The sequence below is a fragment of the Anaerovorax odorimutans genome, assembly GCF_024459955.1.
GTDB classification, from domain to species: domain Bacteria; phylum Bacillota; class Clostridia; order Peptostreptococcales; family Anaerovoracaceae; genus Hominibacterium; species Hominibacterium odorimutans_A.
Window position 1 is genome coordinate 1 of record NZ_JANFXK010000005.1, and the last position, 26966, is coordinate 26966.

At 49.1% G+C, this 26966-nt stretch carries 25 protein-coding genes; 4 read left to right on the forward strand and 21 right to left on the reverse strand.

Going from position 1 to position 26966, the window contains the following annotated elements:
* Positions 1-136: 136 nt before the first annotated feature.
* The 3 genes from NE619_RS05645 to speB all read right to left on the reverse strand — a co-directional run bounded on the left by NE619_RS05645 (position 137) and on the right by speB (position 2751).
* Complete coding sequence (locus NE619_RS05645; protein ID WP_256131404.1) at positions 137-289, reverse strand: hypothetical protein; 153 nt, start codon at positions 287-289, stop codon at positions 137-139.
* A gap of 143 nt (positions 290-432) precedes the next feature.
* On the reverse strand, positions 433-1824 hold the full coding sequence (locus tag NE619_RS05650; protein WP_256131405.1) for an MATE family efflux transporter: 1392 nt from the start codon (positions 1822-1824) through the stop codon (positions 433-435).
* 27 nt (positions 1825-1851) lie between these two features.
* Positions 1852-2751 (reverse strand): agmatinase, encoded by a 900-nt coding sequence (gene speB, locus NE619_RS05655; protein WP_256131406.1) that lies wholly within the window; start codon positions 2749-2751, stop codon positions 1852-1854.
* A 78-nt stretch (positions 2752-2829) separates the two neighbouring features.
* Between speB and NE619_RS05660 the strand changes: the two genes are divergently transcribed.
* Positions 2830-3654, forward strand: coding sequence for a MerR family transcriptional regulator (locus NE619_RS05660; RefSeq protein ID WP_256131407.1), 825 nt, complete (start codon positions 2830-2832; stop codon positions 3652-3654).
* Here the strand turns inward: NE619_RS05660 and NE619_RS05665 are convergent, their stop codons facing one another.
* From NE619_RS05665 to NE619_RS05690, 6 genes are all read right to left on the reverse strand, one after another.
* Positions 3655-5109 carry an MFS transporter gene (locus NE619_RS05665; RefSeq protein WP_256131408.1) on the reverse strand — a complete coding sequence of 485 codons (1455 nt, stop codon included), beginning with the start codon at positions 5107-5109 and terminating at the stop codon, positions 3655-3657.
* A gap of 229 nt (positions 5110-5338) precedes the next feature.
* Positions 5339-6487 carry a molecular chaperone DnaJ gene (dnaJ, locus tag NE619_RS05670; RefSeq protein ID WP_256131409.1) on the reverse strand — a complete coding sequence of 383 codons (1149 nt, stop codon included), beginning with the start codon at positions 6485-6487 and terminating at the stop codon, positions 5339-5341.
* Positions 6488-6560: 73 nt separating this feature from the next.
* Positions 6561-8438: a molecular chaperone DnaK gene (gene dnaK / locus NE619_RS05675; RefSeq protein WP_256131410.1), complete on the reverse strand. Its 1878-nt coding sequence runs from the start codon at positions 8436-8438 to the stop codon at positions 6561-6563.
* A 62-nt stretch (positions 8439-8500) separates the two neighbouring features.
* The gene (gene grpE / locus NE619_RS05680) at positions 8501-9082 is read right to left on the reverse strand and encodes a nucleotide exchange factor GrpE (protein WP_256131411.1); all 582 of its coding nucleotides are present in this window, start codon (positions 9080-9082) and stop codon (positions 8501-8503) included.
* Positions 9072-10118, reverse strand: coding sequence for a heat-inducible transcriptional repressor HrcA (hrcA, locus tag NE619_RS05685; RefSeq protein WP_256131412.1), 1047 nt, complete (start codon positions 10116-10118; stop codon positions 9072-9074). The genes grpE and hrcA overlap by 11 nt, the downstream gene beginning before the upstream one ends.
* Before the next feature lie 336 nt (positions 10119-10454).
* Positions 10455-11090: an AAA family ATPase gene (locus tag NE619_RS05690; RefSeq protein ID WP_256131413.1), complete on the reverse strand. Its 636-nt coding sequence runs from the start codon at positions 11088-11090 to the stop codon at positions 10455-10457.
* 132 nt (positions 11091-11222) lie between these two features.
* Here NE619_RS05690 and NE619_RS05695 point away from each other — a divergent pair, with 132 nt between their 5' ends.
* The gene (locus tag NE619_RS05695; RefSeq protein ID WP_256131414.1) at positions 11223-12725 is read left to right on the forward strand and encodes an APC family permease; all 1503 of its coding nucleotides are present in this window, start codon (positions 11223-11225) and stop codon (positions 12723-12725) included.
* Here NE619_RS05695 and NE619_RS05700 read toward each other — a convergent pair.
* The 7 genes from NE619_RS05700 to lepA form a co-directional block, all read right to left on the reverse strand.
* Positions 12722-13600 carry a LysR family transcriptional regulator gene (locus NE619_RS05700; protein ID WP_256131415.1) on the reverse strand — a complete coding sequence of 293 codons (879 nt, stop codon included), beginning with the start codon at positions 13598-13600 and terminating at the stop codon, positions 12722-12724. The genes NE619_RS05695 and NE619_RS05700 overlap by 4 nt on opposite strands.
* Positions 13601-13627: 27 nt before the next feature.
* Entirely contained in the window at positions 13628-14257 is a 630-nt protein-coding gene (locus NE619_RS05705) for an AAA family ATPase (RefSeq protein ID WP_256131416.1), read from the reverse strand.
* A gap of 19 nt (positions 14258-14276) precedes the next feature.
* Positions 14277-15287, reverse strand: coding sequence for a YeiH family protein (locus NE619_RS05710; RefSeq protein ID WP_256131417.1), 1011 nt, complete (start codon positions 15285-15287; stop codon positions 14277-14279).
* A 148-nt stretch (positions 15288-15435) separates the two neighbouring features.
* Complete coding sequence (locus NE619_RS05715) at positions 15436-16539, reverse strand: acyltransferase family protein (RefSeq protein ID WP_256131418.1); 1104 nt, start codon at positions 16537-16539, stop codon at positions 15436-15438.
* A gap of 12 nt (positions 16540-16551) precedes the next feature.
* On the reverse strand, positions 16552-18042 hold the full coding sequence (gene glpK / locus NE619_RS05720) for a glycerol kinase GlpK (RefSeq protein ID WP_256131419.1): 1491 nt from the start codon (positions 18040-18042) through the stop codon (positions 16552-16554).
* Between the two features lie 41 nt (positions 18043-18083).
* Positions 18084-19253 carry a radical SAM family heme chaperone HemW gene (hemW, locus tag NE619_RS05725; RefSeq protein WP_256131420.1) on the reverse strand — a complete coding sequence of 390 codons (1170 nt, stop codon included), beginning with the start codon at positions 19251-19253 and terminating at the stop codon, positions 18084-18086.
* Positions 19237-21048, reverse strand: coding sequence for a translation elongation factor 4 (lepA, locus tag NE619_RS05730; protein WP_256131421.1), 1812 nt, complete (start codon positions 21046-21048; stop codon positions 19237-19239). The genes hemW and lepA overlap by 17 nt, the downstream gene beginning before the upstream one ends.
* Before the next feature lie 240 nt (positions 21049-21288).
* Here lepA and NE619_RS05735 point away from each other — a divergent pair, with 240 nt between their 5' ends.
* The gene (locus tag NE619_RS05735) at positions 21289-22143 is read left to right on the forward strand and encodes an Rpn family recombination-promoting nuclease/putative transposase (protein ID WP_256131422.1); all 855 of its coding nucleotides are present in this window, start codon (positions 21289-21291) and stop codon (positions 22141-22143) included.
* A 333-nt stretch (positions 22144-22476) separates the two neighbouring features.
* Here the strand turns inward: NE619_RS05735 and NE619_RS05740 are convergent, their stop codons facing one another.
* From NE619_RS05740 to gpr, 3 genes are read right to left on the reverse strand one after another with little or no spacing between them, the layout of a single operon-like run.
* On the reverse strand, positions 22477-22662 hold the full coding sequence (locus NE619_RS05740; protein WP_256131423.1) for a hypothetical protein: 186 nt from the start codon (positions 22660-22662) through the stop codon (positions 22477-22479).
* A gap of 1 nt (position 22663) precedes the next feature.
* A complete protein-coding gene (gene spoIIP, locus NE619_RS05745; protein WP_256131424.1) occupies positions 22664-23551 on the reverse strand; it encodes a stage II sporulation protein P in 888 nt (295 codons plus the stop codon).
* Between the two features lie 22 nt (positions 23552-23573).
* The gene (gpr, locus tag NE619_RS05750) at positions 23574-24461 is read right to left on the reverse strand and encodes a GPR endopeptidase (protein WP_256131425.1); all 888 of its coding nucleotides are present in this window, start codon (positions 24459-24461) and stop codon (positions 23574-23576) included.
* A 131-nt stretch (positions 24462-24592) separates the two neighbouring features.
* Between gpr and rpsT the strand changes: the two genes are divergently transcribed.
* Positions 24593-24865: a 30S ribosomal protein S20 gene (gene rpsT, locus NE619_RS05755; RefSeq protein ID WP_256131426.1), complete on the forward strand. Its 273-nt coding sequence runs from the start codon at positions 24593-24595 to the stop codon at positions 24863-24865.
* A gap of 170 nt (positions 24866-25035) precedes the next feature.
* Here rpsT and NE619_RS05760 read toward each other — a convergent pair whose 3' ends face one another.
* Both NE619_RS05760 and NE619_RS05765 read right to left on the reverse strand, forming a co-directional pair.
* A complete protein-coding gene (locus NE619_RS05760; RefSeq protein WP_256131427.1) occupies positions 25036-25599 on the reverse strand; it encodes a PAS domain-containing protein in 564 nt (187 codons plus the stop codon).
* A 102-nt stretch (positions 25600-25701) separates the two neighbouring features.
* Positions 25702-26862: a M20 metallopeptidase family protein gene (locus tag NE619_RS05765; protein WP_256131428.1), complete on the reverse strand. Its 1161-nt coding sequence runs from the start codon at positions 26860-26862 to the stop codon at positions 25702-25704.
* Positions 26863-26966: the final 104 nt, after the last annotated feature.

The window sequence follows — 26966 nt, forward strand, 5'->3', positions numbered from 1 at the left end:
ATTTTCTCAAGTGAATTTCCTTCGCAAAAAGAGACATTTTCTCAAGTTATTGACAGGTGCGTTCGCTGTCCTCTCAGGGTTTCCCTCCAAATGAAAACCGAAACTTTCTCTCCATAGCGAAAAAAAGACGCGGGAATTATTTCTCCCCGTGTCTTCTCTGATTGAACTTTTTTTTCAAACTATCGTATTTTTCCGCCAGCCATTCAAAGCTCCCATGTCTATGAAGGACCACAGCCAGCCAAATCAGCCAGAAAATCAAAATTCCCAAGAATAATTCTCTGCTGCCCATTTGCTATTCCCCCTTCCCAAACTTTTATCCACTACACACTTTAAAGATAATTCTGAATTCTCTTATTATTCTACAGCATTATGCTCCTGATAGCAACCTATTTCAAACAAGAATCTGGATGGGGGGGAGTTCTTCGCTTCGGCTTATTTTACTGGTTCCGCTTCTGCGGCGGCCGGCAGGGGTTCTTTACCGTCACCTCTGTACAACAGATCGTAATGATATTTATCCTTATATTTTCGGAACATGAACAGGGCCAGGCCGGTGGTGGTGATTTCGGCAAAGGCCAGAGTCATCCACACGCCATGAAGGCCAAAGAGCCAGGATAGTGCGACTGCTCCGATGATAACCATGATCAACGCCCGGCTGAAGGATATCAGGGCGGAAATCTGACCGTTTCCGTAAGCGGTGAAAAATCCTGAGGCAAAAATGTTTACGCCGGTGAAGAGAAACGCCACGGATAAGAACCTTACCCCGGTCTCCGCCATTTCATAGACGGGAGTTCCCTTCGGCTCGAACGCCTGCGCGATAAAAGGCGCAAAGATAAAGCACAGCACGGCGATCGTTGCGGAAGACGCTAACATGAACACTCTCGAATACTTGAGAAACACATTGACCTTCAAGTATTCCTTCGCGCCATAGAAATAGCTGATCAGAGGAGCCACCCCCGTAATAAATCCCAAATGAGCGGATATGAGTAAATAATGGGAATTGAGCACAATGCTCAGGGCCGCCACGCCGTCTTCTCCCGCCAGGCGGATCACGATCATATTAAAGACAAAGGTAGTGATTCCGGCGGAGGCTTCGGAAACCATTTCCGATGAGCCGTTGAGCATGGAGTGGGCAATATATCTTCCGTCCCATCTTGGTCTGACGATTTTCAGCTGGGTGTCCCTGACAATAAAATAGGCGGCTCCCAGCAGCATAACGGTCACCAGGCCGGCCAAAGTGGCCCATGCGGCCCCCTGAATACCCCAGCCCAGCATAACGATAAACACATAATCCAGAGCAAGATGAACAATACCGCCTGACAGATATAAAGCCAGCGTAAAACCGGGCCTTCCGTCCACACGGATAAAGTATTCAAAAATAACGCCTAAAAACGCAGCCGGGGCTCCCAATATCAAAATCCGAATGTAGTCACTGCAAAGATCCCACAGCCGTTCCGTAGCACCGAGAAAATTGATCAGCTGATCGATGAACAGATATCCGACCGCGATCGTCGCTATGCCTATCACTGCGGAAACGATGCAGATCAGGGTGAATTTTTCGTTGGCCTCCCTCTGCTTTCCCTCCCCCATCTTTATGGCTACGATGGCGCTGGAACCGGCGGCCAGCATGATCGATACGCCCCAGACCAGACCCTGGATCGGATAAACGATTGACATGGCCGCCAATCCGTCCGAGCCCACGAAATTGGCAACAAAAATACTGTCGATGATATAATAGAGGCCAATGACAATCAGCATAATCACTGATGGCGTTATGAATTTAACGAAAACTGATAATTTAACTTCTTTATCAAATAAATGTTCCATACAGGTGTCTCATCCCTTCCCTTAAGGTTACTCGGAGGCTTTGCCCAGGACTTCGTGTATGATTCGAAGAGCGGCCCAGGATGTCACATCGTTCACGTCAAGAGGAGGTGCCACCTCCACAAGGTCCATGGCCTTTATCGGCGCCCTGCGGATCAGCACTTTAAAAATCTCAATCAGTTCCCTGCTGGAGAGCCCTCCTGCTACAGGGGTCCCCGTGCCGGGAGCAAAAGCCGGGTCCAGCACATCAATGTCCAGAGTCAGATAAACTGCGTCATAATCCGCGTATTTACGGACCAGCGCCTCGGCAACCGCCTTTGCGCCTCTCTCGTAAACATCCAGAGCCCTGTGGGTGGTGATTCCCGGATGTTCTTTCATCAGTTCCAATTCTATAAGCTCGGCTACACGAATTCCCACAAAGGAAAGATCTTCTCCGCCGCAAACGTCTTCCAGAGCGCGTGCTTCCGTACAGGCGTGGGACCACTTGTGTCCGTCATATTCCGGGCAGAGATCATAGTGGGCGTCAAAATGAATGACACCGATTTTTTTACCTTCATAATATCTGGCAAAGGCCTTTTGCAACGGGATCGTCACCGAATGGTCTCCGCCGATAAACAGCGGAAAACCGCCTGTCTCCATCACTTCCAGCGCCTTCTCCTCCACATCGGAAAAATAGGACTCCCAATCCAGCTGCGGGTGCATATCTCCGAAATCATACAGGATGCCTTCTTTGATTTCCCTAAAATCTTCTGTTACATCGGACATATCCACAGACAAAGATCTCAGCCTTTCCGGCGCTTTGGCGGTTCCCTTGTTCAGGCTCACCGCATTATCGAAAGGCACGCCCATGATGCAGACTCTGGCCTCACGTTTGTCCTTCGCGGCCCACCTGAGCCACGATGCTTCTTCAAAACTCGAATACTCAAACATGTTAAAACCTCATTTCTTTTCTTATAAAAATATGATAAAGTATATGGTAACCATACAGTCAAGAGGAGGAATGGAAAAATGGAAAAAAATCTAAAGGATTATTTTACCACCGGCGAATTCGCCAGGCTCTGCAATGTGAAGAAGCAGACCTTATTTCACTACGATGACATCGGCATCCTTTCTCCCGAGATCGTCGGCGAAAACGGATACCGCTACTATTCCTACACCCAGCTGGAAGTTTTTTCTACGATTTCTATGCTTAAAGACCTGGATATGCCTCTTGCTGACATTAAAAAATACCTGGACCACCGCAGTCCCGAAGCTTTTATCCGACTTTTGGAACGACAGCAGCAGGAGGTGGACGAAAAAATCAAAGAACTCCAATGGCTCAAACGATTTATCGATACCAAGCTCCGCATCACGAAAGAAGGGCTTTCCGTTCCCATCAACGAAATATTTTTGGAGACGCGGCCGGAAGAGTACCTGATCGCCACCGAATATCTGGGCGATGACGTGGAAAAGGATATCGCAGCCGCTGTGACCGAACATCTGAATTTTTGTCACAGCCTGGACATATACAGCGCCTACGCCATCGGCGGCATGATTCCCATCAGCTGCATTGTTCCGGGAGAAAGTTATATTTACTCGTACTTTTACACCCGCACCGACCAGTCCGGCTCAGATGCGGTCATCGTATGTCCTGCCGGTGATTTTGCGGTCTGCTGCGACAATCAGGGCTACGGCAGAGTTGAAGAAATCTGCGCCCGCCTGCTGCAGTACGCCGCCGATCACGGATACCGTCCGGGAGCGCATATCTATGAAGATCTGCTGCTGGATGAAATGTCCGCGGGCGGCTATGACAACTATACGGTGAAGCTGTCTCTTCCCCTGCTCAGAGCCTGATCAGATCAGTTTTTTAAACGGCTGCAGGTCGATCTCCTCACCCTTTTCCCGGCATGCCAGAGCGTCCAGCACTTTATTGTACATAGTCTTGGTAATCGGATATTTGATAACCATGATGATCGACAGCACCATAAAGAACGCAGGAATAACCGTAAAGGACAGATGGGTCCAGACAAGGGTTGTCTGCGACTGAACCGCGGCTTCTCCGTTGAACCCGGCAAACTGAAGGATCAGCCCCAAAATCTGCAGGCCCACCGCATTGGCCATGGATTCGGAAAGAGACTGCAGAGAAATAACCAGCCCGGCCCGCTGCTTTCGGTTTGCCAGCTGGTCCACCTCGCAGACATCGTAGATCATTGCCGGAACCAACTGCCAGTAACAGATGCTGCCCACGCAGTAAGCCATGGAAAACAGGCAGAGCATCAGAATGGAATGTACCCCTGTCAATCCGAAAAGAGCCATGATGGCCGCACAGAATCCCATACCAAAGATAAACATGGTTCTTTTATCGAAGTAGCGATTAACCCGCAGGATTACCGGTACGAACAATACGGAGGCAAAGGTCATGAGAGCCATGATAAACGTGATGCCCGCTGCCGAAAGCCCCATGTTGTAGGTAAAGAAATACATTCTGTCCGCGCAGAATATCGCATAAGCAACCAGATAGAAAATGCTGGTGCCCACGATAAAGCGAACTGAACGCAGCTTTAAGATCTGTCCGTAGTTTCGCAGCATATCCCAGATTATCAGCGCCAGCTCCTTTATCCTGCTCCCTGTTCTCCTTTTCTTTTCCGGCAGGGTGCCCGCGGCCTTTCGCTCCGCGTATTCCTTCTCATAGCGGTCTTTAATCCCCACTGCTCCGATAAAAATCGTAAGGGCGGAACATCCGCCGCAGAACACGGCCATGAGCTGCCAGCTCTGCGCGGAACTCCTTCCCATATTCAGGAGAAAATCCACAATGATGTTGGGCAGAATCATGCCCATTGCCATGCCCAGCGCGTTGAAGAGATAGGTGTATCCCCGCAGCACGGTCCGTTCATCGTAATCCTGCGTCAGCTCCGCGCCCCAGGCTAGGTAGGGAACAAAAAAGGTTGAAAAAGAAGTCCAGAACAGCAGTATGGTGATGCCGTAATAGACGATCCGAACGCTTTCACTGGCATCAATGGAGGTGAACAGAAGTCCTGTGAACACGGCCAAAGGGAAGGAAGCAATTAAAAGGTAGGGCTTCCGTTTTCCAAACCTGGTATATGTATTGTCGGAAAGGTAACCGACTACGGCCCCGCACACCGTCTCCCATATCGAACCGATGGCAGCCAGCGTTCCGGCTATTGCCGGACTTATTCCCACAACTGTGCTCAGAAAAAAGAGAAGAAAGGTTCCCGCCAGATTATAGAGGGCGGAATCCCCCACACCGGCCAGCCCATATGCGATTTTCGTTTTCAGATTCAGTTTCATTTTGGGATTTCCTTTTATTAAAAAGTAGTATTTTTATATAGAATTGGCACGTTTATTATAAACCATCCGGTTACCGTATAGTCAAGAGTTGTCGCAAAATTTAAAAAATAATAAAAATGACAGCTGTCTGCCGCTCTTCCTATCTGTAAGGCCTTCATGCGAATCTGCCCATCGTTAATTAAAAGAGACCCGCCGCACGCCTGCGACAGGTCTCTTTTTTCAAATCCTTTTAACTGAAGAACTCCTTCATGGATTCCAGGAATCCGCTTTTCTTTTTATAACAGTCGTTCTTCACCTCTTTTGCCATGTTTTGAATAGCCTTCTTTTGTTTTCCGCTCAGTTTGGTCGGAACTTCCAGAAGCACTCTCACGTAGAGATCTCCCTTCCTGCTGGAACGAACGGACTTTATGCCCTTTCCTTTCAGCCTGAATACGGTGTTTGGCTGAGTTCCCGCAGGTACCTTATAGGATACCTTGCCTTCCAGCGTCGGCACAGTGATATCATCTCCCAGCGCCGCCTGATCGAAGGTGATGGGAATTTCCAGCCACAGATCCTGGCCTCTTCTTTCAAAGAGTTTATGCGGTTTTACCGTCAATACAACGTACAGATCGCCGTTGGGACCTCCGTTGCTGCCAGGCTCGCCCTGCCCCTTGATGGAAATAACCGAATCATTGTCCACGCCGGCCGGAATATCGACGGAAATGGTAACCGTCTTTCTGACTTTTCCGGTGCCGCCGCAGTCACTGCACGGATGTTCGTTGATCTGTCCCGTACCGCCGCAGTCCGGACATGGAGACGCGCTCTGGAACGTACCGAACGGCGTTCTCTGGGTCGTATGGATCTCTCCGGTGCCGCCGCACTTGGAACATGTGGTCTTGGATGTGCCCGGCTGCGCGCCGCTGCCTTTACATGTTTCGCACTCCACATATTTGTTAATCTGTATTTCTTTTTTGGTACCGAAAGCAGCTTCCTCGAAGGTAATGGTCATAGCTTTCTGGAGGTCGTTGCCTTTTATCGGGCCGTTCCTCCGTCTCTGGCGGGAACCGCCGCCTCCGAACATACCCCCGAACATATCAAAGATATCTTCGAAGCCGCCTGCGCCAAAGCCGCCGAAACCGGCACCGCCTCCTCCAAATCCGGCATTGGGGTCTACACCCGCATGGCCGAACCGGTCGTATTTGCTTTTCTTTTCAGGATCGGATAAAACGCTGTATGCTTCATTGACTTGTTTGAACTGTTCTTCGGCTTTTTTGTCCCCCGGGTTTTTGTCAGGATGATATTTCATGGCCAGCTTACGAAAAGCCTTTTTGATTTCATCATCACTGGCGCCCTTTTGCAGTCCAAGGACTTCGTAGTAATCTCTCTTATTCTCTGCCATTGCCTTTTCCTCACTTTAAGTAATATACTCGGGCAGAGCACCCCCTGCGTGGGAGTGCTCTGTCAGAGTCGGACTAGTTGTCTTTCTTATCCTCATCTACTACTTCATAGTCAGCATCTACTACGTTGTCCCCTGCAGGGCCGCCTGCCGCGCCGCTGTCCGCCTGACCGCCCATATTCGGGTCAGCGCCCGCACCGCCGTTCTGCTGAGCCTGCTGTGCCTGCTGGTACATCTTGGCTGAAATAGCGTGGAACTGTTCCGTAAGTTTTTCCGTTTTATCCTTTATCTCGTCGATATTGGTGCCTTCCAGAGCCTTGGACAGTTCGTCCTTAGCTGCGGTTACGGCATTCTTTTCTTCTTCTGACAGACTGCCTTCGATTTCTTTCAGGTTCTTTTCTGTCTCATATACCAGAGTTTCCGCCTGGTTGCGTACTTCTACTTCTTCTTTTCTCTTCTTGTCTTCTTCCGCGTACTGTTCGGCCTCTTTTACCTTGGCCTTGATCTCGTCGTCAGACAGCTTGGTGGAAGATGTGATGGTGATGCTCTGTTCTTTGCCGGTACCCATGTCCTTGGCGTGTACGTTTACAATGCCGTTGGCGTCGATATCGAAAGTAACTTCGATCTGAGGTACACCGCGCGGAGCAGGAGGAATACCGGTCAGCTGGAAACGTCCCAATGTGGTGTTTCCTGCGGCCATTTCACGCTCACCCTGCATTACGTGGATATCTACGGCTGTCTGATTGTCCGCTGCCGTGGAGAAGATCTGGCTCTTCTTTGTCGGAATCGTCGTATTTCTTTCGATCAGCTTGGTAGCTACGCCGCCCAGTGTCTCGATGGACAGGGACAGCGGAGTTACGTCCAGCAGCAGTACATCGTTTACTTCGCCAGTCAGTACGCCTGCCTGAATAGCAGCGCCGATGGCTACGCATTCATCCGGGTTAATTCCCTTGAACGGCTCTTTGCCGGTAACTTTTTTAACTGCGTCCTGTACGGCCGGAATTCTTGTGGAACCGCCTACCAGGATTACCTTGGAAATATCGCTGTTGGTTACGCCGGCATCGTTCATGGCCTTCTGCATCGGTTCGATGGTCTTCTGAACCAGATCGGATGTCAGCTGGTCGAACTTGGCTCTTGTGAGATCCACGTTCATATGCAGCGGTCCGTCCTGATTTACTGTGATGAACGGCAGGTTAATGTTGGTGGTCTGCGCGCTGGAAAGCTCTTTCTTCGCTTTTTCAGCAGCTTCCTTCAGTCTCTGCAGAGCCATTTTATCGTTTCTTAAATCAATGCCGTTTTCCTTTGCGAAAGTATCGGCCAGGTAGTTGAGCACAGCCTCGTCGAAGTCGTCTCCGCCCAGCTTGTTGTTGCCGTTTGTCGCCAGTACTTCGAATACGCCGTCACCCAGCTCGAGGATGGAAACGTCAAATGTGCCGCCGCCCAGGTCGTATACCAGGATTTTGTGCTGCGCTTCGTCTTTGTCAAGGCCGTACGCCAGGGAAGCTGCCGTCGGCTCATTGATAATTCTCTTTACGTCCAGTCCGGCGATCTTGCCTGCGTCCTTTGTAGCCTGTTTCTGGCTGTCTGTGAAGTAAGCCGGTACGGTGATAACCGCTTCTGTTACTGTTCCGCCCAGATAGCTTTCAGCGTCCGCTTTCAGCTTGGAAAGGATCATCGCTGAAATATCCTGCGGTGTATATTTTTTACCGTCGATTTCTACGTTATGGTCAGTTCCCATGTGTCTCTTGATGGAGGCGATGGTTCTGTCCGGGTTGGTGATAGCCTGTCTCTTGGCAGTCTCACCGATCAGTCTTTCTCCGTTTTTGGCAAAGCCCACTACGGATGGAGTCGTTCTGTTGCCTTCGGCGTTAGCGATTACTACAGGTTCTCCCCCTTCTAATACTGCTACGCACGAGTTTGTTGTACCTAAGTCTATACCTATTACTTTTCCCATGTTACTCTCTCCTTTTATGTTGTATTCTAATGTATTTTAATTTTTAAACATTAACCGTTTTATTAACTTGCCACCCTTACCATGGAAGGCCGGATCACTTTTCCGTTTAACGTATACCCTTTCTGCATGACCCCGGAAACTTTTCCGCTGTCATATTCATCGGTATCTTCATTCATAACCGCATTGTGGAAGTTGGGATCGAAATCCTCTCCAAGGGCAGGTATCTCCTTGAGCCCTGCTTTTTCCAGCACGTCGAAGAGCTGTTTGAATATCATCTCCATGCCTTCTTTAAAGCTCGCGTCTTCGGCATCGTGCTCCAGAGCCCGCTCGAAGTTGTCGAGGACTGCCAGAAGTTCTACTGCGATTTTCTCGTTGGCATAGGAATAGATATCGCTTTTTTCCTTTTCCACACGTTTTTTGTAGTTCTGGAAATCGGCCATCAGCCTCATATAACGAGAGCTTTCATCTTCTTCCGGTTCTTTCTTCTCTTCTTTTTTCTCTTCGTCGTTTTCCCCAGTCTTGCCGTTTTCTTCATTCTTTGCTTCGTTTTCCTGGGAACCCTCTGTTTCCTTTACTTCCGGTTCCTTTTTTTCTTCTGCCTTTTCAGCAGCCGCTTCGCGTTCTTTGGGATCGTTAGTCGTCATCCTTGCCTCCTCCTGACAGTTTAAATGTATTGCTTATATTCTCCGTTAAATATTCAACTACCGAAGTAATCTGTCCGTATCGCATCCGCGTCGGCCCGATCACGCCGATCTTGCCAGCCAGCTTACCGTCCACATGGTAGGTGGCGGTAATCAGGCTGCAGTCCTGCATGATGTCTTCGGTGTTCTCTTTTCCAATGGTTATTATTACGCCGTTTTCCCTGTTAATCAAGGTCTTTGTGAAATCCTCTTTCTTACCCAGCATTTCCAGAAACATCTTGGCCTTATCCAGGTCATTGTACTCGGGAATGGAGAAAATGTTCGTCAGCCCATCCATATAGAGGTTGACGTTGAGCATATCTTCCAGCGTCTTGATGAAATTGGGTACCACCTTTTTAGCCAGCGCGCTCATCGCTTCGATGTCTGTCTCAAAGCTTTCTATGATATCCAAAGTCAGTACCTGACTGAGGGTCTTTCCTCTGTAGTTATAGGTCATGGTCTTGGCCAGAAGCTCCAGACCGTCCTCGGTATAAGGCACCTTTAGCTTGAGGGCCGTGTTGGATACCTTGCCGCTGTGGGAAACGATCATCAGTACGACCGTATGCTCATCTACCGGCAGCAAATTGATGTATTTCAGTGTATCTTCATCAGGTGACGGCGTCAGCGCGAAGGATGTGAGGTTGGTAATATCCGATAAGATCTTCGCGGCGTGCTGCACCGTCTTTTCCAATTCTGTCACATTCTCATAAAGCTTGCTGGCGATAGCGTTTTTTTCTTCTTCCGTCAGCTCGTATTTCTTCATCATATCGTTTACATATAGACGATATGCCAGCTCGGAGGGAACGCGGCCTGCGGATGTATGGGGATGCGTAAGATAACCCATCTCCTCCAGATCGGCCATTTCGTTTCGTATCGTAGCAGGGCTTATCCCCAGATCGAACTTTTTGGAAAGTGTTCTGGAACCGATCGGCTCTGCTGTTCTGATAAAGTCGCTTATGATGGCCTGTAGTATTTTCAGTTTCCTTTCACTTAATTCCATTGCGGTTCCTCCTGTTAGCACTCTTTATAAGTGAGTGCTAATTACAGTTTAAATTTACCACTCTTATGTAGTATTGTCAACACTCTTTTAAAAAATTTCTTGAAAATTTTTCGTAAAATCCGGCTGCCAAAAAACGGCCTGGCAAAAAATTTCTCAGCACCGAATTTATTTTGCGTCGATGCTGAGAAATTTTCCCTCCCGGAGGGTTTTCAGACTGTAATTCTGCGCTATCCCGCGCCGCCGGAATAAAACAGCGGCGCAGGCCCATAAAGACGTAATAAATAGAAAAGGCTGCGCGCAAATAATATTCTCAGCCCTTTGCGCACAGCCCGCCGATTAAAGTCTGTTTTTCAGTTCAGGGAATCTGGTGCAGATATAATTTATCGCGATTTCCTTTACTTTTTCGTCATCCAGCTTTCCGGTATCGATGCAAAGATCGTATCCGGTGAGATCCAGCCATTTGCGCCCTGTATAGGTGTTGTAGTAACGCGCTCTGGCTTTGTCGGCCTTTTCAATCATTTTAATGGATTTTTCATGCGGAAAATCCAGGTCTTTTTCCAGCCGTTCCAGCCTCTCATCCTCGTCAGCATGGAGGAAAAAGCTTACGTGTTTTTTGTAGCCGCGGAACAGATCGGACCCGCAGCGTCCTACAATTACACAGGGACCCTCTTCCGCCGCCTGCCGGATCAGCTCCGATTCGATCTGATAGATGTTCGCTCCTGTCGGTACGTTCCAGGCGTCTGTCATATACGGCAGGGTGTATACGCCGGATTGAAACAGGGACCTTCCCGCACGGAATTCTTTTTCGTCCAGATGTTCAAGATCTTCTTCCGAAATGTGCAATTCTTCGGCGGCTTCTTTCAGCAGCTCCTTGTCAATATAGCTAAAATTGAAATACTCTGCGATAGCCTTTCCGAGAACAGAGCCTCCGCTCCCAACCTGTCTGCCGATGGTAATAACATAGTTGTTCATAATTCCACCCCACTTTCCAAACAGTTCTTTTTCTTTATTGTACTCCTTTATTTTCCATTCGTCAAAGCGGAAACACCATTTTCTTCACTTTACATAACATAAATTAATGACTTTTAACGAAAGGAATGTTTTATGAAAGACTTACATATCAATCAGCCTGCTTTGCTGAAACGATGTTTCGGCATGCGTGAATCTATTACCATTACTGTTGGAACCGTCATCGGCGTCGGTCTTTTTACCGTGGGCTCGGGCGCTGTGGGCGTCCTGGGCCCCGCGGTCATCTTCGCCACTTTCGCAGCGCTTCTGATCAGCATTTATCCGGCTCTGATCTATGCGGAGATGGGAGCGGCCCTGCCCTTTGCCGGCGGAACCTATCAATACGCTTCGCTGGGCCTGGGGCGGCCCTTCGGCATGCTGGCCGGATGGAATTTCATCATCTCTATGATTTCCGTAGCGAGCGGAGAGGCCCTGGCTTTCAGCTTCTATCTGCGCACTCTGTTTCTGGCGCTGGGGATTTCCCTACCCGTCAGTGATCCGCTCATCGCCTCGGCCGCTATCCTCTTCTTTGTCATTCTTTCCGTGAGAGGAGTGGAAATGAGCGGCAGACTGCAAAATGGGTTTATGTTTTTCTTCTGGGGAATTACCCTCGTCTGGTTCATAACCATGCTCCCGGTATTTCACCTGGATTCTTTTTCCGCGGCCGGAATCCAGGGCAGCGGCGGTTTAAAAGGCTTTTTCCCGTGCGTCGCTATGATCTGGTGGTGTTTTGCCGGATTTGAAACCTGCTGCGCCATGGGAGAAGAGGTCTGCTTTCCCCGCATCAACCTTCCCCGGGCGCTCTTTCTGGCTCCCTTCATCGTCTTTACGGTAACCGCACTGTTCCAATGGGCCCTGATCAGTATCTCGCCCGCAGACAGTCTGGCTGCGCTGGCTGCTGCCGATGCTCCCTATGCCCACGCCATGAAGACAGCTGGAATTGTAGGCTTCCCACTGATTCTTCTCTGTCTGGGCATCACCCTTGGCGGCGATTTTTCTACATTAAATGCCGCCATAGCCGCCCCTGCACGTTATCTTTTCACTATGGCCAGGGACAATGCGATTCCGCCAATTTTCGGAAGGATTCATCCACGTTTTAACAGTCCTTTTGTAGCTTTGATTTTGCTGGGCCTTCTGATGATTCTGCTGGTATCCACAGGTTCCATCACTTACATCGCTTCTCTCTCCCTGTTCGCGACACTGCTTTATTATGTAATCGGTATGGCATCCGCTCTGGGGCTTCGGAAAAAATATCCGGACCTGACGAGATCTTACCGCGCTCCCGGTCTGGCGGCGGGAGCAGCAATCAGCATTGTGATCTATCTGCTCCTGATGACGCAGCTTTCCCCGGAAGCGGTAATCGCCGGGATTCTCTGGTCCTGCCTCGGCCTGCTGCTTTTCTTCACCAGAAACGGCTTCAAAAAAATGCCGGAAACAGAAAAAGAGAAAGTGGACTTTCTCTTTACGGGTGATGCTATCGATGAGCCTTCTGACTCAGAGAGGAAAAAGATGGACCGGGAGTATGGAATCTGGCGCGCAGCCGTAATATGCGCCGCGGTTGGAGTCGCCTTGCTCTATGTTTTTTCCTTCCTTTTCTAATCCTTCAGCTGGTAAAACAGCTCTTTATAATCTGGCGAAAAAACACTGTTTCTTCGCCAGATAAACGTAAGATCATGTGTCAGTTCAAAATCTTTAAGAGGAATCTTCACAAGCGCTCCTGTTTCCAGCTCTTTTTTTACCGCCGCTTCATAGAGGAAGGTGATTCCGCATCCCTCGGCGGTCAGAGCTTTGATGGCACTGATGTTGCTGATCTCAATCATATTTTTATAATCGCTGATTAAAAAATTACGGCTCTCCAGGTAACGCTCAAAGATCTCTCTGGTGCCGGAGCCTTCCTCCCGCACGATGATCCTCTCCTCAAAAGTATCCTCAATTCTGAGCATCTTTTTCGCAGGTTTGTACCGGGGACTGCACACGCCGATATAAGGCTCTTTGGAGTAGACCTTTGAATCATATTCATTCTTGGCAAAAAAACCTTCTACCAGGGCAAAATCAATCTGTCCATCGTCGAGTTTTTTCAACAGCTCCTGGGTATTGGCCACAGTCATGCGCACCGCAGTCTCGGGATGCGCTTTCAGATAGCCGGCAACCGGCCCCGGGATCACGAATTCGCCTACCGTCAGTGTCACTCCGAATACCAGTTCCTTTTTTGCTCCCTGCAGCTGCTTCATCTTATCCTGTAGGTGCATGACGTCGTGGACCATGGTAGTCGCCGCGCTTTGGAGAAAAGCCCCCGCTTCGGTGAGCCTGATCTTCTTATTATTATAATCGAACAGTTTTACCTGAAAGAGTTCTTCCAGATAGTGAATATGCTGAGAAACCGCGGGCTGGGTGATATTAAGTTCCTCCGACGCCCGGGTAAAATTCATATATTTACATACGGTCAGAAATGTATTAAGACGAAAATCGAGCATGATCGGCCTCCTTTGTCTTCTGTTCCGCTATTTTTCCAGCTCCGGAAAGCGATTACAGATATAGTGAATGGCCAGCTCCAGAAGCTGTTCATCATCCAGCTTTGCTGTGTCAATCGTCAGATCATAGTTGGTCGGGTCCTGCCAGGCGCTTCCCGTGTAAGTATGAACATAGCGGGCTCTTTCCTTATCCAGTTTCCGCATCATTTTCAAAGCCTTTTCATCAGCCATTCCCAGATGCTTGCTGAGCCGCCGGATACGCTGCTCCTCGTCCGAATACAGGAACAAACTGATATGTCTTTCATAACCGCGGAAGAGATGAAATCCGCAGCGTCCCACCACTACACAGGATGCCCGCTCCGCGGACTGCCTGATGATTTTCGATTCTGTCTTAAAAAGGTCCTCTCCCGTGAAGGTCTTCCAATCGTCCGACATATATGCCCTGGGATAACCTCCCGTCTGCAGCAGGAGCCTATTGGCCAGGGTTTCCTTTTCATCCAGCGGCGCCAGGTCCTCCTCCGGGGAATTCAGCTCCTTTGCCGCTTTCTTTACCAGATCTTTATCGATATAATTGAATCCAAAGTGTTCCGCCAGGCTTCTTCCCAGGACTGAGCCGCCGCTTCCCACCTGTCTTCCTATCGTGATTACATAATTATTCATATTATCCTCACTTTCAAAATCACCAGATACCGAGCACATGCTGTATCAGCAGGCTGACGCCGGCAATCCCTATCCAGCAGCAAAGGCCCATAAAGATCGGCTTCCCGCCGTTTTTAAACAATTTTACGATGTTGGTATTGAGCCCGATGGCTGACATCGCCATGACGATAAAGAACTTGCTCAGCGTCTTAATCGGGTCTGTAACGGCCGCTGACAGGCTGAACACTGTGGTAATCACCGAAGCCAGCACGAAGAACAGAATGAAAAAGGGAAAAATTTTCTTCATGCTCACCTTGGAGTCATCAGAAGAATCCTTTGCTTTTTTCGTCTGATACAGTGCCAGGATCAGAGTGATTGGAATAATTGCCAAAGTCCGGGTCAGCTTTACGATTGCCGCCGTATCCAGCGTATTGCTGCCGTGAATTCCATCCCAGGCCGTGGCTGCCGCGGTAACGGAAGAAGTATCGTTGATGGCAGTTCCCGCAAAGAGACCGAATCCCTGGTCGCTGAGTCCCAAAAGTCCTCCCAGCGTAGGAAAGATCAACGCGGCAATGATGTTGAAGAGAAAAATGACTGAAATGGACTGTGCGATCTCTTCGTCGTCGGCCCGGATAACCGGAGCAGTGGCCGCAATGGCAGATCCGCCGCAGATTGATGAACCGACCCCTACCAGGACGGATATCTTGGACGGCATTTTCAGCGCTTTGCATAAAACAAAAGCAATGATGAGAGATGTACAGATGGTGCAGATGATGATCGGCAGCGATTGTTTTCCCTGCATCAGTATATCGGAAAGATTCATGCCGAATCCCAATAAAATGACCGCATACTGGAGGATCTTTTTTGATGTGAAGGCAACGCCCACTTTAAACGGCTCCTTTTTCTTCAGAACCTGCGTTACGATCATACCGATTAAAATTGCGAAAACAGGGCCGCCTACGACAGGAACCAGGTTACCGAGAAACCAGGATGGAATCGCGATGCATAAACAAAGAAGAATACCCGGTCCTGTCTTTTTAAAAAATTCCATAGATGCTATATACCTCACTTTCTTTAACTGCTATCATCATACCATCAAATATTGATAATTCAAAATTATATTTTTTTATATATCAATAATAAATTATTATGATCAAATCGAATGGAACAAACTGTGTGATTGGCTGTTTCAAAGGAGCTTATTTCTCTTTCTCCGCTTCTTTCAGCGCTTTATCCCGGTTGGTTTCAATCCCCAGGGCCCATTTCACAAATTTTTTGATATTCAGGTACACCTTATCATAAAGGAAATCGAACACCCAGTTATACCCCTTTGATACCGGCGGGCTGGAAAACACCACTACGCACAGGGATGCCAGTCCGAAAAGGCAGAGGTAATACACAAACATATTGGGGTCGGGAAGATCATATTTCTTCACCAGCTGACGGACAACCAGATGGAGGATGTAAACGGACATGGTGTTCATGCCCACGTAGGTCAGGTAATTTTTTCCCTTTGGCAGGATATTGAGCATGAGCACGATCCAGCCGCAGGGGATGATGAAATCGGCAATACGCATCAGAACATCCACATACCAGGTTAGCCCGAACGCGGCTCCCGGTCCCCGCAGAAGGTAGAATTCCACAGACACCGGACACTTGTAGGCCAGCAGGATATTGATACCGATGAGTACGATTCCCAGAATGGCGCAGTGCCACTTTTTCAGAGTCTGAATCTTGGCGATATGCTCCTTCTGGCAGAAATATCCGATCATAAAGAATGGGAAATAGCTTACTACCCTTCCCAGAGCTAGCGTTCCGTCCAGCTGCGGAATCAGTCCCGCCACCAGGTAAATGATAATGCTGATTTGTACGATATATTTGCTCTTAATAAAGTCTATTAAAAAGAATCTGTATACGAACAGAGCCACCAGATACCAGAGCGCCAGCGGCGGATCCATCCAGGTCAGATGCGCGTTTCCGTTGATCAGATAGCGTACTCCGTAAAAGAACGGCACCAGGAGGATATAGGGGAACAGAAATGTCTTAAAGGCCGTTTCCCTGGCCCTCGCCGGCCTCTTGGAAAAATAGCCGGACAGAAAAACGAATGCCTGCATGACAAATACGTTGATGGTTATGTATACGACTCCCCCGAAGGATGCCTGGTGAAAGTTGCCGCCTACCATCGTAAAATGGGAAATGGGAATGGTCCAAATCAAAAGACCGCGAAAGGTATCAAAAAAATAGCTTCGTTCCTTTTTTCCTCCTGCCTGCGCTGCTGTGTTGTTAAGTGTTTCGTTTGCCATAATCAAAGTCTCCTATTTCGCCCAGCCGAGAACGCATTTCACCGCTTTTTCCCAGCCTTCTAAAAGCGCTGCTCTTGTTTCATCTTTCATAGCAGGTTCGAACTGTCTGTCGATCTGCCAGTTATTGAGAATATCCTCCGTGCTGTTCCAATAGCCTGCGGCCAGCCCTGCCAGATAAGCCGCTCCCAGCGATGTGGTCTCAATGCATTTTGGCCTCAAAACCTTTTTGTCCAGCACATCGCTTTGGAACTGCATCAGAAAATCATTGGCACAGGCCCCTCCGTCCACCTTCAAAGCGAGGAGGTCCCTGCCCGTATCCTTTACCATAACTCGAATCAGATCATTGGTCTGATAGGCCATGGACTCCAGTGTCGCCCTCACCAGATGGTTTTTGTTAGCTCCCCTGGTAATTCCCAGAACCGCGCCTCTGGCATAAGGGTCCCAGTAAGGGGCGCCCAGGCCGACAAAAGCCGGAACCACATAGACACCGTTGCTGTCAGGAACGCTGGCAGCCATTTTTTCCGATTCCGGCGCGCTGGGAAGAATCTCCAGTTCATCCCGCAGCCACTGAACGGCCGCTCCGCAGACAAAAATCGAGCCCTCAAGAGCATAATTGACTTCTCCGGAAATCCCCCAGGCAATGGTGGTCAAAAGCCCGTTTTCCGAATAAACCGGTTCGCTGCCTGTATTCATGAGCAGAAATCCGCCGGTTCCAAAGGTATTCTTGGCCTCACCCGCTTTAAAGCAGGTTTGTCCGAAAAGCGCCGACTGCTGATCGCCGGCAGCTCCCGATATGGTGATCTGTCCTCCGAAAATATTGGGATCGGTCTTTCCGTAAATTTCGCTGGACGGCCGTGGCTCCGGCAGCATACAGGCTGGAATATCCAGCTCTTTCAGAATATCTTCATCCCATTTCAGCGTCCTGATATTGAAAAGCATCGTCCTTGAAGCATTGGAATAGTCCGTGATATGTACCCTGCCGCCGGTCATCTTCCAGATCAGCCAGGTCTCAATGGTGCCAAAAAGGAGATCACCCTTTTCCGCTTTTTCCCTGGCGCCCTCCACGTTTTCCAGAATCCAGCGCAGCTTGGTGCCGGAAAAATAGGCGTCGATCAGAAGGCCGGTTTTCTCCCGGAAAATCTCGGTCAGTCCCCGTGCTTTCAGCTCATCACAATACCTGGCCGTCCTTCTGCACTGCCAGACGATGGCGTTATGAACCGGCTCTCCCGTATGCCTGTCCCATACTACCGTGGTCTCTCTCTGATTGGTGATGCCAATGGCTTCTACGTTCTCATAGGTACCGCTTGCCATCAAAAGCGCTTCCTGCGCCACGCCCATCTGGGTGGACCAGATTTCCATAGCATCGTGCTCCACCCAGCCTGCCTGGGGGTAGATCTGCCGGAATTCCTTCTGCGCTGCGCTCACGATGCGTCCCTGCCGGTCGTAAAGAATGCACCGGCAGCTGGTAGTGCCCTGATCCAAAGCCATAATATATGTTTTCATAGTTACCTCCTGTCAGTCCGCGTCTGTTTCTGCGATGATAATTACACGAATTCCGCCATGATCTCATTGGAAATGTCGATTCCCTTTTCCGTCAGCGCAAGGTACGTCCCATTGAGGGCAAGATGCCCGCTTTTCACATAGGCCCGGATCGTCTGCCGCTGGTCTTCATAGACGGAAAAGAAGTTTTCTCCAAAGGTGCGCCGGAAATCTTCCATATCCAGCCCCTCTGTCTTCCTCAATGCGGTAAACACATATTCGCCCATGAGATCGGTCTGTGTTTCATAAGAATAGCCATCAGGGTCCGCAGGCAGCTCGCCCCGTCCGATCTTCTGAAAATAAGCGTCAAAATCCGAAACATTGCAGGATCGGCCTTTATCATACAAAAATGCGTGCGCCCCCAGACCTGCTCCGTAATATTCATCAAAGCTCCAGTACTTTAAATTATGTTGACATTCAAACCCCGGTTTGGCGCAGTTGGAAATCTCATAATGATGATATCCTGCTTCCCTCAGCATGCGGATGCCTTCGTGGTACATGGCCCGATCCTCTTCCGCAGGCGGAAGATCTATGCTCCCTTCCCGGTACATGCGGCTGAACGTTGTGCCCTCTTCCAGCTGCAGGCTGTAAAAGGAGATGTGCTCCGGTTCCAGCGCCAGCACCTGTTCCAGAGAGTCCCTCCACATCTGCCTGCTCTGCCCGGGCATGCCGAACATTAGGTCCACGTTGATATTGGAAAATCCCGCTTCTCTGGCTGCCTGAAAGTTTTCCGTAAAATCCCGACTGCTGTGTATCCGCCCCATAAAGGAAAGCATCCCGTCATCCATGGATTGGACTCCGATACTGAGGCGGTTTACCCCGGCCTTACGGTACGCTCTCAGCTTGTCCCTGCTGAGAGTCCCCGGATTTGCCTCCAGACTGACCTCCGCTTTTTCCGCAACGCAGAAAGCGGCTTCCGCCGCTTCTAAAATTTTCGCTATATGCTCTTGCCGGAGAAGTGACGGAGTTCCTCCCCCGATAAAGATAGTGTCACATTTTATATTCTGCCCCCTGTAGAGGGAAAGCTCCGCGATCAGAGACTCTGCGTATTTTTTCTGAATTTCCTCATCGCATTCTCCGAAAGAGAGGAAATCGCAGTATCCGCATTTTTTCACGCAGAAGGGAATGTGTATATAAAGGCCCGCAGGCCCCTTTTTTCTATTTATTTTCATCATATTTAAGCACGGCCGTAAAGGCTTCCTGCGGAACTTCCACGGTTCCGAACTGACGCATACGCTTTTTCCCTTCCTTCTGCTTTTCCAGCAGCTTTTTCTTACGGGAAATATCGCCGCCGTAGCATTTGGCGATAACGTCTTTCCTGTAAGCGCGCACCGTCTCTCTGGCGATGACCTTCTGTCCGATGGCTGCCTGAATCGGCACTTCGAACTGGTGCATAGGAATGACTTCCTTGAGCTTGGAGCAGACGAAACGCCCTCTGGCATAAGCCTTTGATTCGTGCACGATCATAGAAAAGGCATCGACCAGATCTTTGTTGAGCAGCACGTCCATCTTTACCACATTGGACTTTTCGTAGCGCAGGAATTCGTAATCCAGCGAGCCGTATCCCCGCGTCTTGGATTTGAGCGCGTCGAAAAAGTCGTAGATAACTTCGTTGAGCGGCATCTCGTAGTGGAGCTGCACTCTGGTCTCTGTGATATATTCCATATGAATCAGTTTGCCCCGGCGTTCCTGACAGATCTCCATGATATTGCCCACATAATCCTTTGGTATCATGATGTCCGCCTTAACGATGGGCTCCTCAATATGGTCAATGTCCGTCGGGTCGGGAAGGTTGGACGGATTCTGCACCATTTCTATATCGCCGTTTGTCAGCACCACCTTGTAGATAACGCTCGGCGATGTGGTGATCACCGCCAGATCGAATTCCCGTTCCAGCCTTTCCACAATGATCTCCATGTGGAGCAGTCCCAGAAATCCGCAGCGGAAGCCGAATCCCAGAGCAGTGGATGTCTCAGGTTCGAAATGAAAGGCCGCATCGTTGACCTGCAGCTTTTCCAGAGCATCCTTTACGTTTTCGTATTTTTCGCCCTCTGCGGGGTAGATACCGCAGTATACCATCGGCTGTACCTTTTTGTATCCCGGCAGCGGTTTTTCGGTAGGGTTTTCATCGAGCGTGATGGTGTCTCCGACTCTGGCATCGGCCACCCGTTTGATGCTGGCGCAGATATAGCCTACCTCGCCGGCTTTCAGTTCCCTGCAGGCCACCGGGCCCGGAGAGTAGATTCCTACCTCAGTAACTTCATATTTTTTGCCAGTGTTCATCAGACGGATAAAATCACCGGTTTTCACCTTTCCGTCAAAGATGCGCGTATAAATCACAACGCCTTTATAATTATCGTAATAAGAGTCGAATATCAGCGCCTTCAGCTTTCCGTCCACCTCTCCCGACGGAGCGGGGATCTTGTGAACGATCTCTTCCAGCAGGTCTTCGATTCCGATTCCCTCCTTGGCCGAAACCAGCGGCGCTTCCGATGCGTCGATGCCGATGACGTCCTCCACCTCAGCCTTGATCTCGTCCGGTCTTGCACTGGGCAGGTCGATCTTGTTGAGCGTAGGCAGGATTTCCAGATCCTCATCCAGCGCCAGATATACGTTGGCCAGTGTCTGGGCTTCAACGCCCTGGGTAGCGTCCACCACCAGAACGGCGCCCTCACAGGCGGCCAGGCTGCGGGAGACTTCATAGGTAAAGTCCACATGTCCCGGCGTATCGATCAAATTAAAAATATATTCATTGCCGTCCTTGGCTTTGTAGACCAGTCTAGTGGTCTGCAGCTTTATGGTAATTCCTCTTTCCCGTTCCAGTTCCATATTGTCCAGAAATTGTTCCTTCATCTCTCTTTGGGAAACAAGGCCGGTTTTTTCGATAATCCGGTCGGCCAAAGTAGACTTTCCGTGGTCTATGTGCGCGATAATGCTGAAATTTCGAATGTATTTCTGATATGAATTCATGGTTTCCTCTTTTCTCTTAAAGTTCCTATTCATTTTACTTGAAAAGGGGCATAATTTCAAGGTTTAAATGCATTGAAAAGCCGCATGCCCTATAGCCCGCTTTTCTCAGCTCCTTTTTTCGACTCCCGGAATCAATATTTGTTTTTTTGCCTAAAATGTAAAATTTTAGTTGACACTTGAAAATACATAACTTACAATAAATGTAAAAATATAACATTTATTGCTTTGGGGGATCAGAGAATGAAAAAAGTAAAACGCACTTACAAGGACGGCATCTTTCGCCAGTTATTCAATGAAAAGGAAAAGATTTTGGAACTTTACAACGCCCTCTCGGGAAACAATTACCCGAAAGGAACGCCCATTGAGATCATCACGCTGGAGGACGCCATATTCGGGGATTTGAAAAACGATCTGGCCTTCATCATCCACAACCGTTTGATCGTTTTGATCGAACATCAATCGACCGTCAATCCCAACATGCCGCTGAGGATGCTCGGATATATCGCCAAGGAGTACGAACGGCTGACTTACTCCCGGGCGATTTACAGCAAACGCCTGCTACCGATACCCACGCCGGAGCTGTATGTCTTCTACAACGGAGAAGAACCCCAGCCTTTGGAACAGGAATTGAAAATATCCGACGCATTTTTAGAGAAATGTGGTAAAATAACCTTAGAAGTGGTGGTGAAGGTAATCAACGTCAATTACGATAAGGGAGCGGAAGTGTTGAAGCGCTGCCAGACACTGAGGGAATACAGCCAGTTCGTTTCCGTCATCCGAGGCAAATGGAAGGAAAGCGGGGAGCTGGAAGCCGCCATAAAAGAAAGCATAGAAGCCTGCATAGACCAGGGGGTGCTGCGGGAATTCTTAAAGAAGAACGGTGGTGATATCGTGAGTTTTCTGTACGAGGAGTTAAGCAGAGAGGAATGCGAAGCGATCCGGGAAGAGGATGGTTACGAAAAGGGTAAATCAGAGGGCATTCAAAAGGCCCGCAGGATTTTTAAACTCCATATGGAGGGAAAATCTCCTCAGGAAATCGCAAGGCTCTGCGATGAAAGGCTGGAGACAGTTAAAGAGATCCTGGATATTTCCTGAATAAAGCATATATGGGACATTGAACAAAAGCGCTGTTTCTCTCCGACTGAAACGGCGCTTTTTGTGACAAGACATCTAAAAAGCGGATCTTTTTTCAACGTTTCCCAGCTTCGCCAGTGGATTTCGGAGGAGAATTCCCGGAAAACAAAACGGCATCCCCGGTAGACCCACTCTTTTCGTCCGCTTCAGGGACAGTTCAGGGCAAAAAGCGCCGGAGTGGCGGAAGAGTCTGCCAGGGCAGCGTGAGAAGAACTCCTGCCAGAATGGTAGCGAGAGGTATCACCCAGGGCAGCATGAAATCTGTCAGGGCGCGATGATCCCGCTTGAGCAAGCTCATAAATCCACTTCAAAGTTCAATCCGAAAAGCGAAACATCCACATCTCCATTTTCGTCTTTTATAATGTTCATTCCTGATTTTCCTCCGCAGCCCGTGCTTTCCCTGCACGACCGGTCCACTGCGATCAGGGCACTTGTCCCCAGAAAAAAAACGATAAATACAGCGATCCACTTTTTAAGCATATTATTTCCCTTCCTCTTCGATGACAGCGGCCAGTACGTGGGCAAAATATTTTCCGGTAGCCTTAACTTCTTCAATATTGTTCTGGTTGTTTCCAATCTCCAGCAGCAGGTATTTATCCGCAATGTATTCATTGTATCGGTACGTTTTTTCGATTGCTCTTCCTCCGAAACCCTTATACATGGATTCCGCCTTTTTGTTTATCTTCTTCGCATAGGACATCAGCTTGCTGAAGTTGGCGTTGTTCTGTCCGACGACCAGACTGAACTTGGCTACTGTCTCACCGTTGATTGTTGTTGTCTTTCCTACATTTCCCGAGTATGCCGCAGCATCTCTGTGCAGGTCGATTATGTATTTTGCCGTCGGATATTTTTTCTGCAGCGCTGTAATGGTTTCCAGAGAGCGGTCATAGGACTGGTTGTAGGACGGGCGGTCGTGGATCGTCTTATCGTGGACTACGCCGATTCCCAGGCTCTGCAGTTCTTTTGTGAGCACGTTGCCCACATCCCGGACGGTTCCCACTTCTTTTTCCCGGTGAAAATTGCTCTCTGAATAAGGCTGATAGGACTCTGTACTGTGGGTATGGTATATAATCACCAAAGGCTTGCTGTTGTCAGCCTTTTTCGTTTCTTTTTCAGGCTGGGTGGTTTCCTCCGCCGGCTGAGTCGTCTCCTGCGCGGCTTTTTCTGTGGCTTTCTCCGCGGTCTCGGTCTTCTTTCTTTCCACGCCCCGGTCGATGGCCGGGTAGACCTGCGAAACACATAGTTTCCCCAGCTCCGAACCGCTCACCTTAATATCCGGCAGGCGCCCTTGACCCAGACGCTGCCAGAAAAACAGGGTGGAAAGAATAAAGCAAACTCCGCATATACAAGCCAATGTTTTTTTGTTCATCATTTTCCTCCATCAGTTGCTCTTACGAATATATGCCGGGATGGAGAGTTTTATTTATACCATTTGCAATTATATCGGAAAAATCTTTGATAATCTGGTCAATGTCTGTGGAGGTAACGATCATATCCTGTCCCTTCTCTTCGATATAATCGTCGACTTGCTGCGCCTGCGGAAGGTTGGCTTCTAGAGCTTCACGAATAATCGTCCGTGAATCGATGACTGTGGGCACGCCGATGGCGATCACCCTGCGTCCCAGCGTCTGCTCCGAAAGGCCGGTGCGCACGTTTCCCATACCGCCGCCCGGATCGATTCCTGTATCATTGATCTGAATCGTTGTGCTGACCCTGTCAATATTTCTTGCCGCCAGGGAATCCACGACAATGACTACTTCCGGGTCGCAAAGCTCTACGGCGCCCTTAATCAGCTCTGCGGTCTCCATACCGGTGGAGCCGGTGACTCCAGGGATAAAACAGCTGACGCATCCCAGTTCTTCGTCTCCGTCCGCCTCGTACATAATAAAGAAATGTCTGGTCACTTTCACCTTGGAAACCGTATATGGACCCAAAGCATCGGGGGTTACTTTATCGTTCCCCAGGCCCACCACCAGAACCTTGAGATGATAGTGGAATTTAATCAGCTCCGAGAGCTCCTTTGCCAGGGCTTTGCCCGCCCGCTCTTTGATCTCATCTTTTTCGTCCAGTATGCCGTTCACTTCGATGGTGATGTAATTGCCCATCGGTTTTTCCAGTTGTATTTCCCCCATGGGATTCAAAATTTTAATCCTGGTGGAAGTAATATCCTCATCGTATTTAATCTTTTCCATGGACACCCCTTCGATGTCCTTGGCGCTGCCTCTGGCTTCATCCAGCAGCTCTTTGCGCTCGATGGCCAGGTCTGTTCTGTATTTCACCGCTTTACCGCCTTTCCTTTATTACGCTCAAAATCCAACTTTCTCTATTTTTCCCTTGCAAAATCGATTTTATTCGTATATACTAAAACTTGCGAATTTAGCTAAAAAATATGAAAGTGGGGTAATTTTTAATGGCAAACATTAAATCCGCAAAGAAAAGAATCCGTGTTATCGACAAGAAGACTGCAAGAAACAGAAGGATCAAATCCCATCTGAAAGCAATCTTAAAGAACTTTGATGAGGCAATCGAAGCAGGCGATATGGAAACAGCTGCTGAAAAGCTGACTCTCGCTGAGAAAAAGCTGATGCAGGCTGCTGCCAAGCACACCATTCACAAGAATGCCGCATCCAGAAAAGTTTCCAGATTAACAAAGAGATTCAACCAGGCGAAAGCCGCACAGTAAAGTCTCACCCGTCCCCACCCGTGTATAAGTTAAATACACATGCAAATGAGCATATAAAAACGATGGCCTGTGTCTCCCATCGTTTTTTTCTTTTTTGTATTTAGCGAAAAATGACGAAAGCGCAGGCTTTCGTCATTTTTCAAGTGTATGTGTATTGCTTTGATCAGCCGCTACCGTAGTACGGCTTCTGTCAGCTGTCTCTGATAATCCGCTATGTTCAAAACCTGATCCCGCTTTTTCCCTGATTCGGAAAGGGTACCGTGAAGACGAACAATCAGGTCGGTCAGCTCCGCGTTTCTTTTTTCCAGGAATTCGCACCGTTTTATGGCATCAATGTCCGAGATAAAACATAGAACCGTATCCTTTTCCATTTCATCCGGGGTGAGCAGAATACGCATCCAGCGATAGTCCCTTCCCGCGGACGAGCAGCGGAATTCTATGCTGTCATACCCTCCCTGCCGAACGATAGTCCTGAGATTTTTCTCCTCAAACATGGAAATAAACAACGGCAGATCTTCCGGGTGGATCTGCTTCTCAGCTTGATTAAGCATCTCCTCTCGCAGGCCGCTCTGTGCGATAAAGTACCGTTCCTCTGTAAAAAAGAACGTTTCATAAGTAGCCTCGTTCAGATCCATCTCGAAAATAGCAGTGTATCCTCCGCCTAACGAAGCTGTGTACCTTTTCAAGCTTTCCTTATCCAGGACAATATGATTTCTGGTATTGATAGGTGCCATGCCTTCTCCCCCTTGTATAGGTTCTAATAGTGTCTTATTCCGGGATTAATTATAGTCTTTTCGTTATAGTGAAACAAGAATATTGCTTTTTTCGACAAAATTTTACCGATATTGGGTTTTCATACAAATTTGGGCAAGGGTTTCGATCCCTGTGGCAAGACATTTTTCATTGATTTGGAATCTGCTGGTATGCAATCCGCTGTTCTCTCTGTCCGCAAAGCCGCATCCCAGAAAAAAATACGCGCCTGGCACCAGCTGCAGATAAGAAGAAAAATCATCCACTGTCATGGATTTACGATTGATTTCAACAGCCTTGTCTCCCGCTGCCAGCTTTACCTGCTCTGCGGACCGACGGTCATTAATCAGGGCCCTGTATCCCTGTGTAAACTTCACATCAATGGATAACCCCATGGCCTGCGACAGACCCCTGGCTAAAATACGGATCCGCTGACACAAGCGGTCGCAGACCTCCCCGTCCTCGCCGCGAATGATGCCTTCAAGCTCCACCTGGCCCGCAAGGATGTTTCCGGCCTCGCCTCCCCGGATACGGCCAAAGGAGATGAGGCCCGCCTTCACCGGGTCCAGATCTCTGGATACGATTCCCTGACAAAGAGAAATGAATTGGGCAGCTCCGTAGACCGCGTCCCTGCCCAGATCGGGCTTTGCTCCGTGGGCCGGAGTCCCCTTGATACGGACTTCGAGCATCCTCGATTCACCGTGAACCGTTCCATACTGGACGCCTATCGTTCCGGCCATAAGGTCCGGTTTGACATGAAAGCTAAAGATCTGATCCACTCCCTTTAAAACTCCCGTTTCGATCAGCCGGTCAGCGCCTCCCTTTCCTTCTTCGTCGGGCTGGAAAATCAGCCGCACGTCGCAGGGCAGCACGTTTTTCAGTCTATGCAGCACCTGGGCCAGCCCAACCAGAATGGCCGTATGCGCATCATGACCACATGCATGCATCAGTCCCGCCCTTCTGGAACGATAGCTGACCATAGCTTCCTCAGCAATGGGCAGCGCATCGATGTCCGCCCGAAGAGCGATGCATTTTTGTGGATTCCCCTTTCCTTTTATATCCGCTGTTACCGCTGTCGCCAGGGGCCGGGAAATTTCCAGCTTCATTTCTTTCAGTTTCCTGCCGATCAGGGTCACGGTCTTAAACTCTTCGTTGCCCAGCTCCGGCCAGCTGTGGATTTCCTCAAAGACTTCTTTTGCCAGCTGTTCGGCTTCCTGTATGTATTCATTCAGATTTTGTATAATCACCTCAAGCACCCCTTTCATCCCACTAATATATGAGCGGCTGGGGGTGAGTATGAGTTTTGATTTCAGAGAACGTACCAAACGGGCTTTGGGGGTAAATAAGCAAA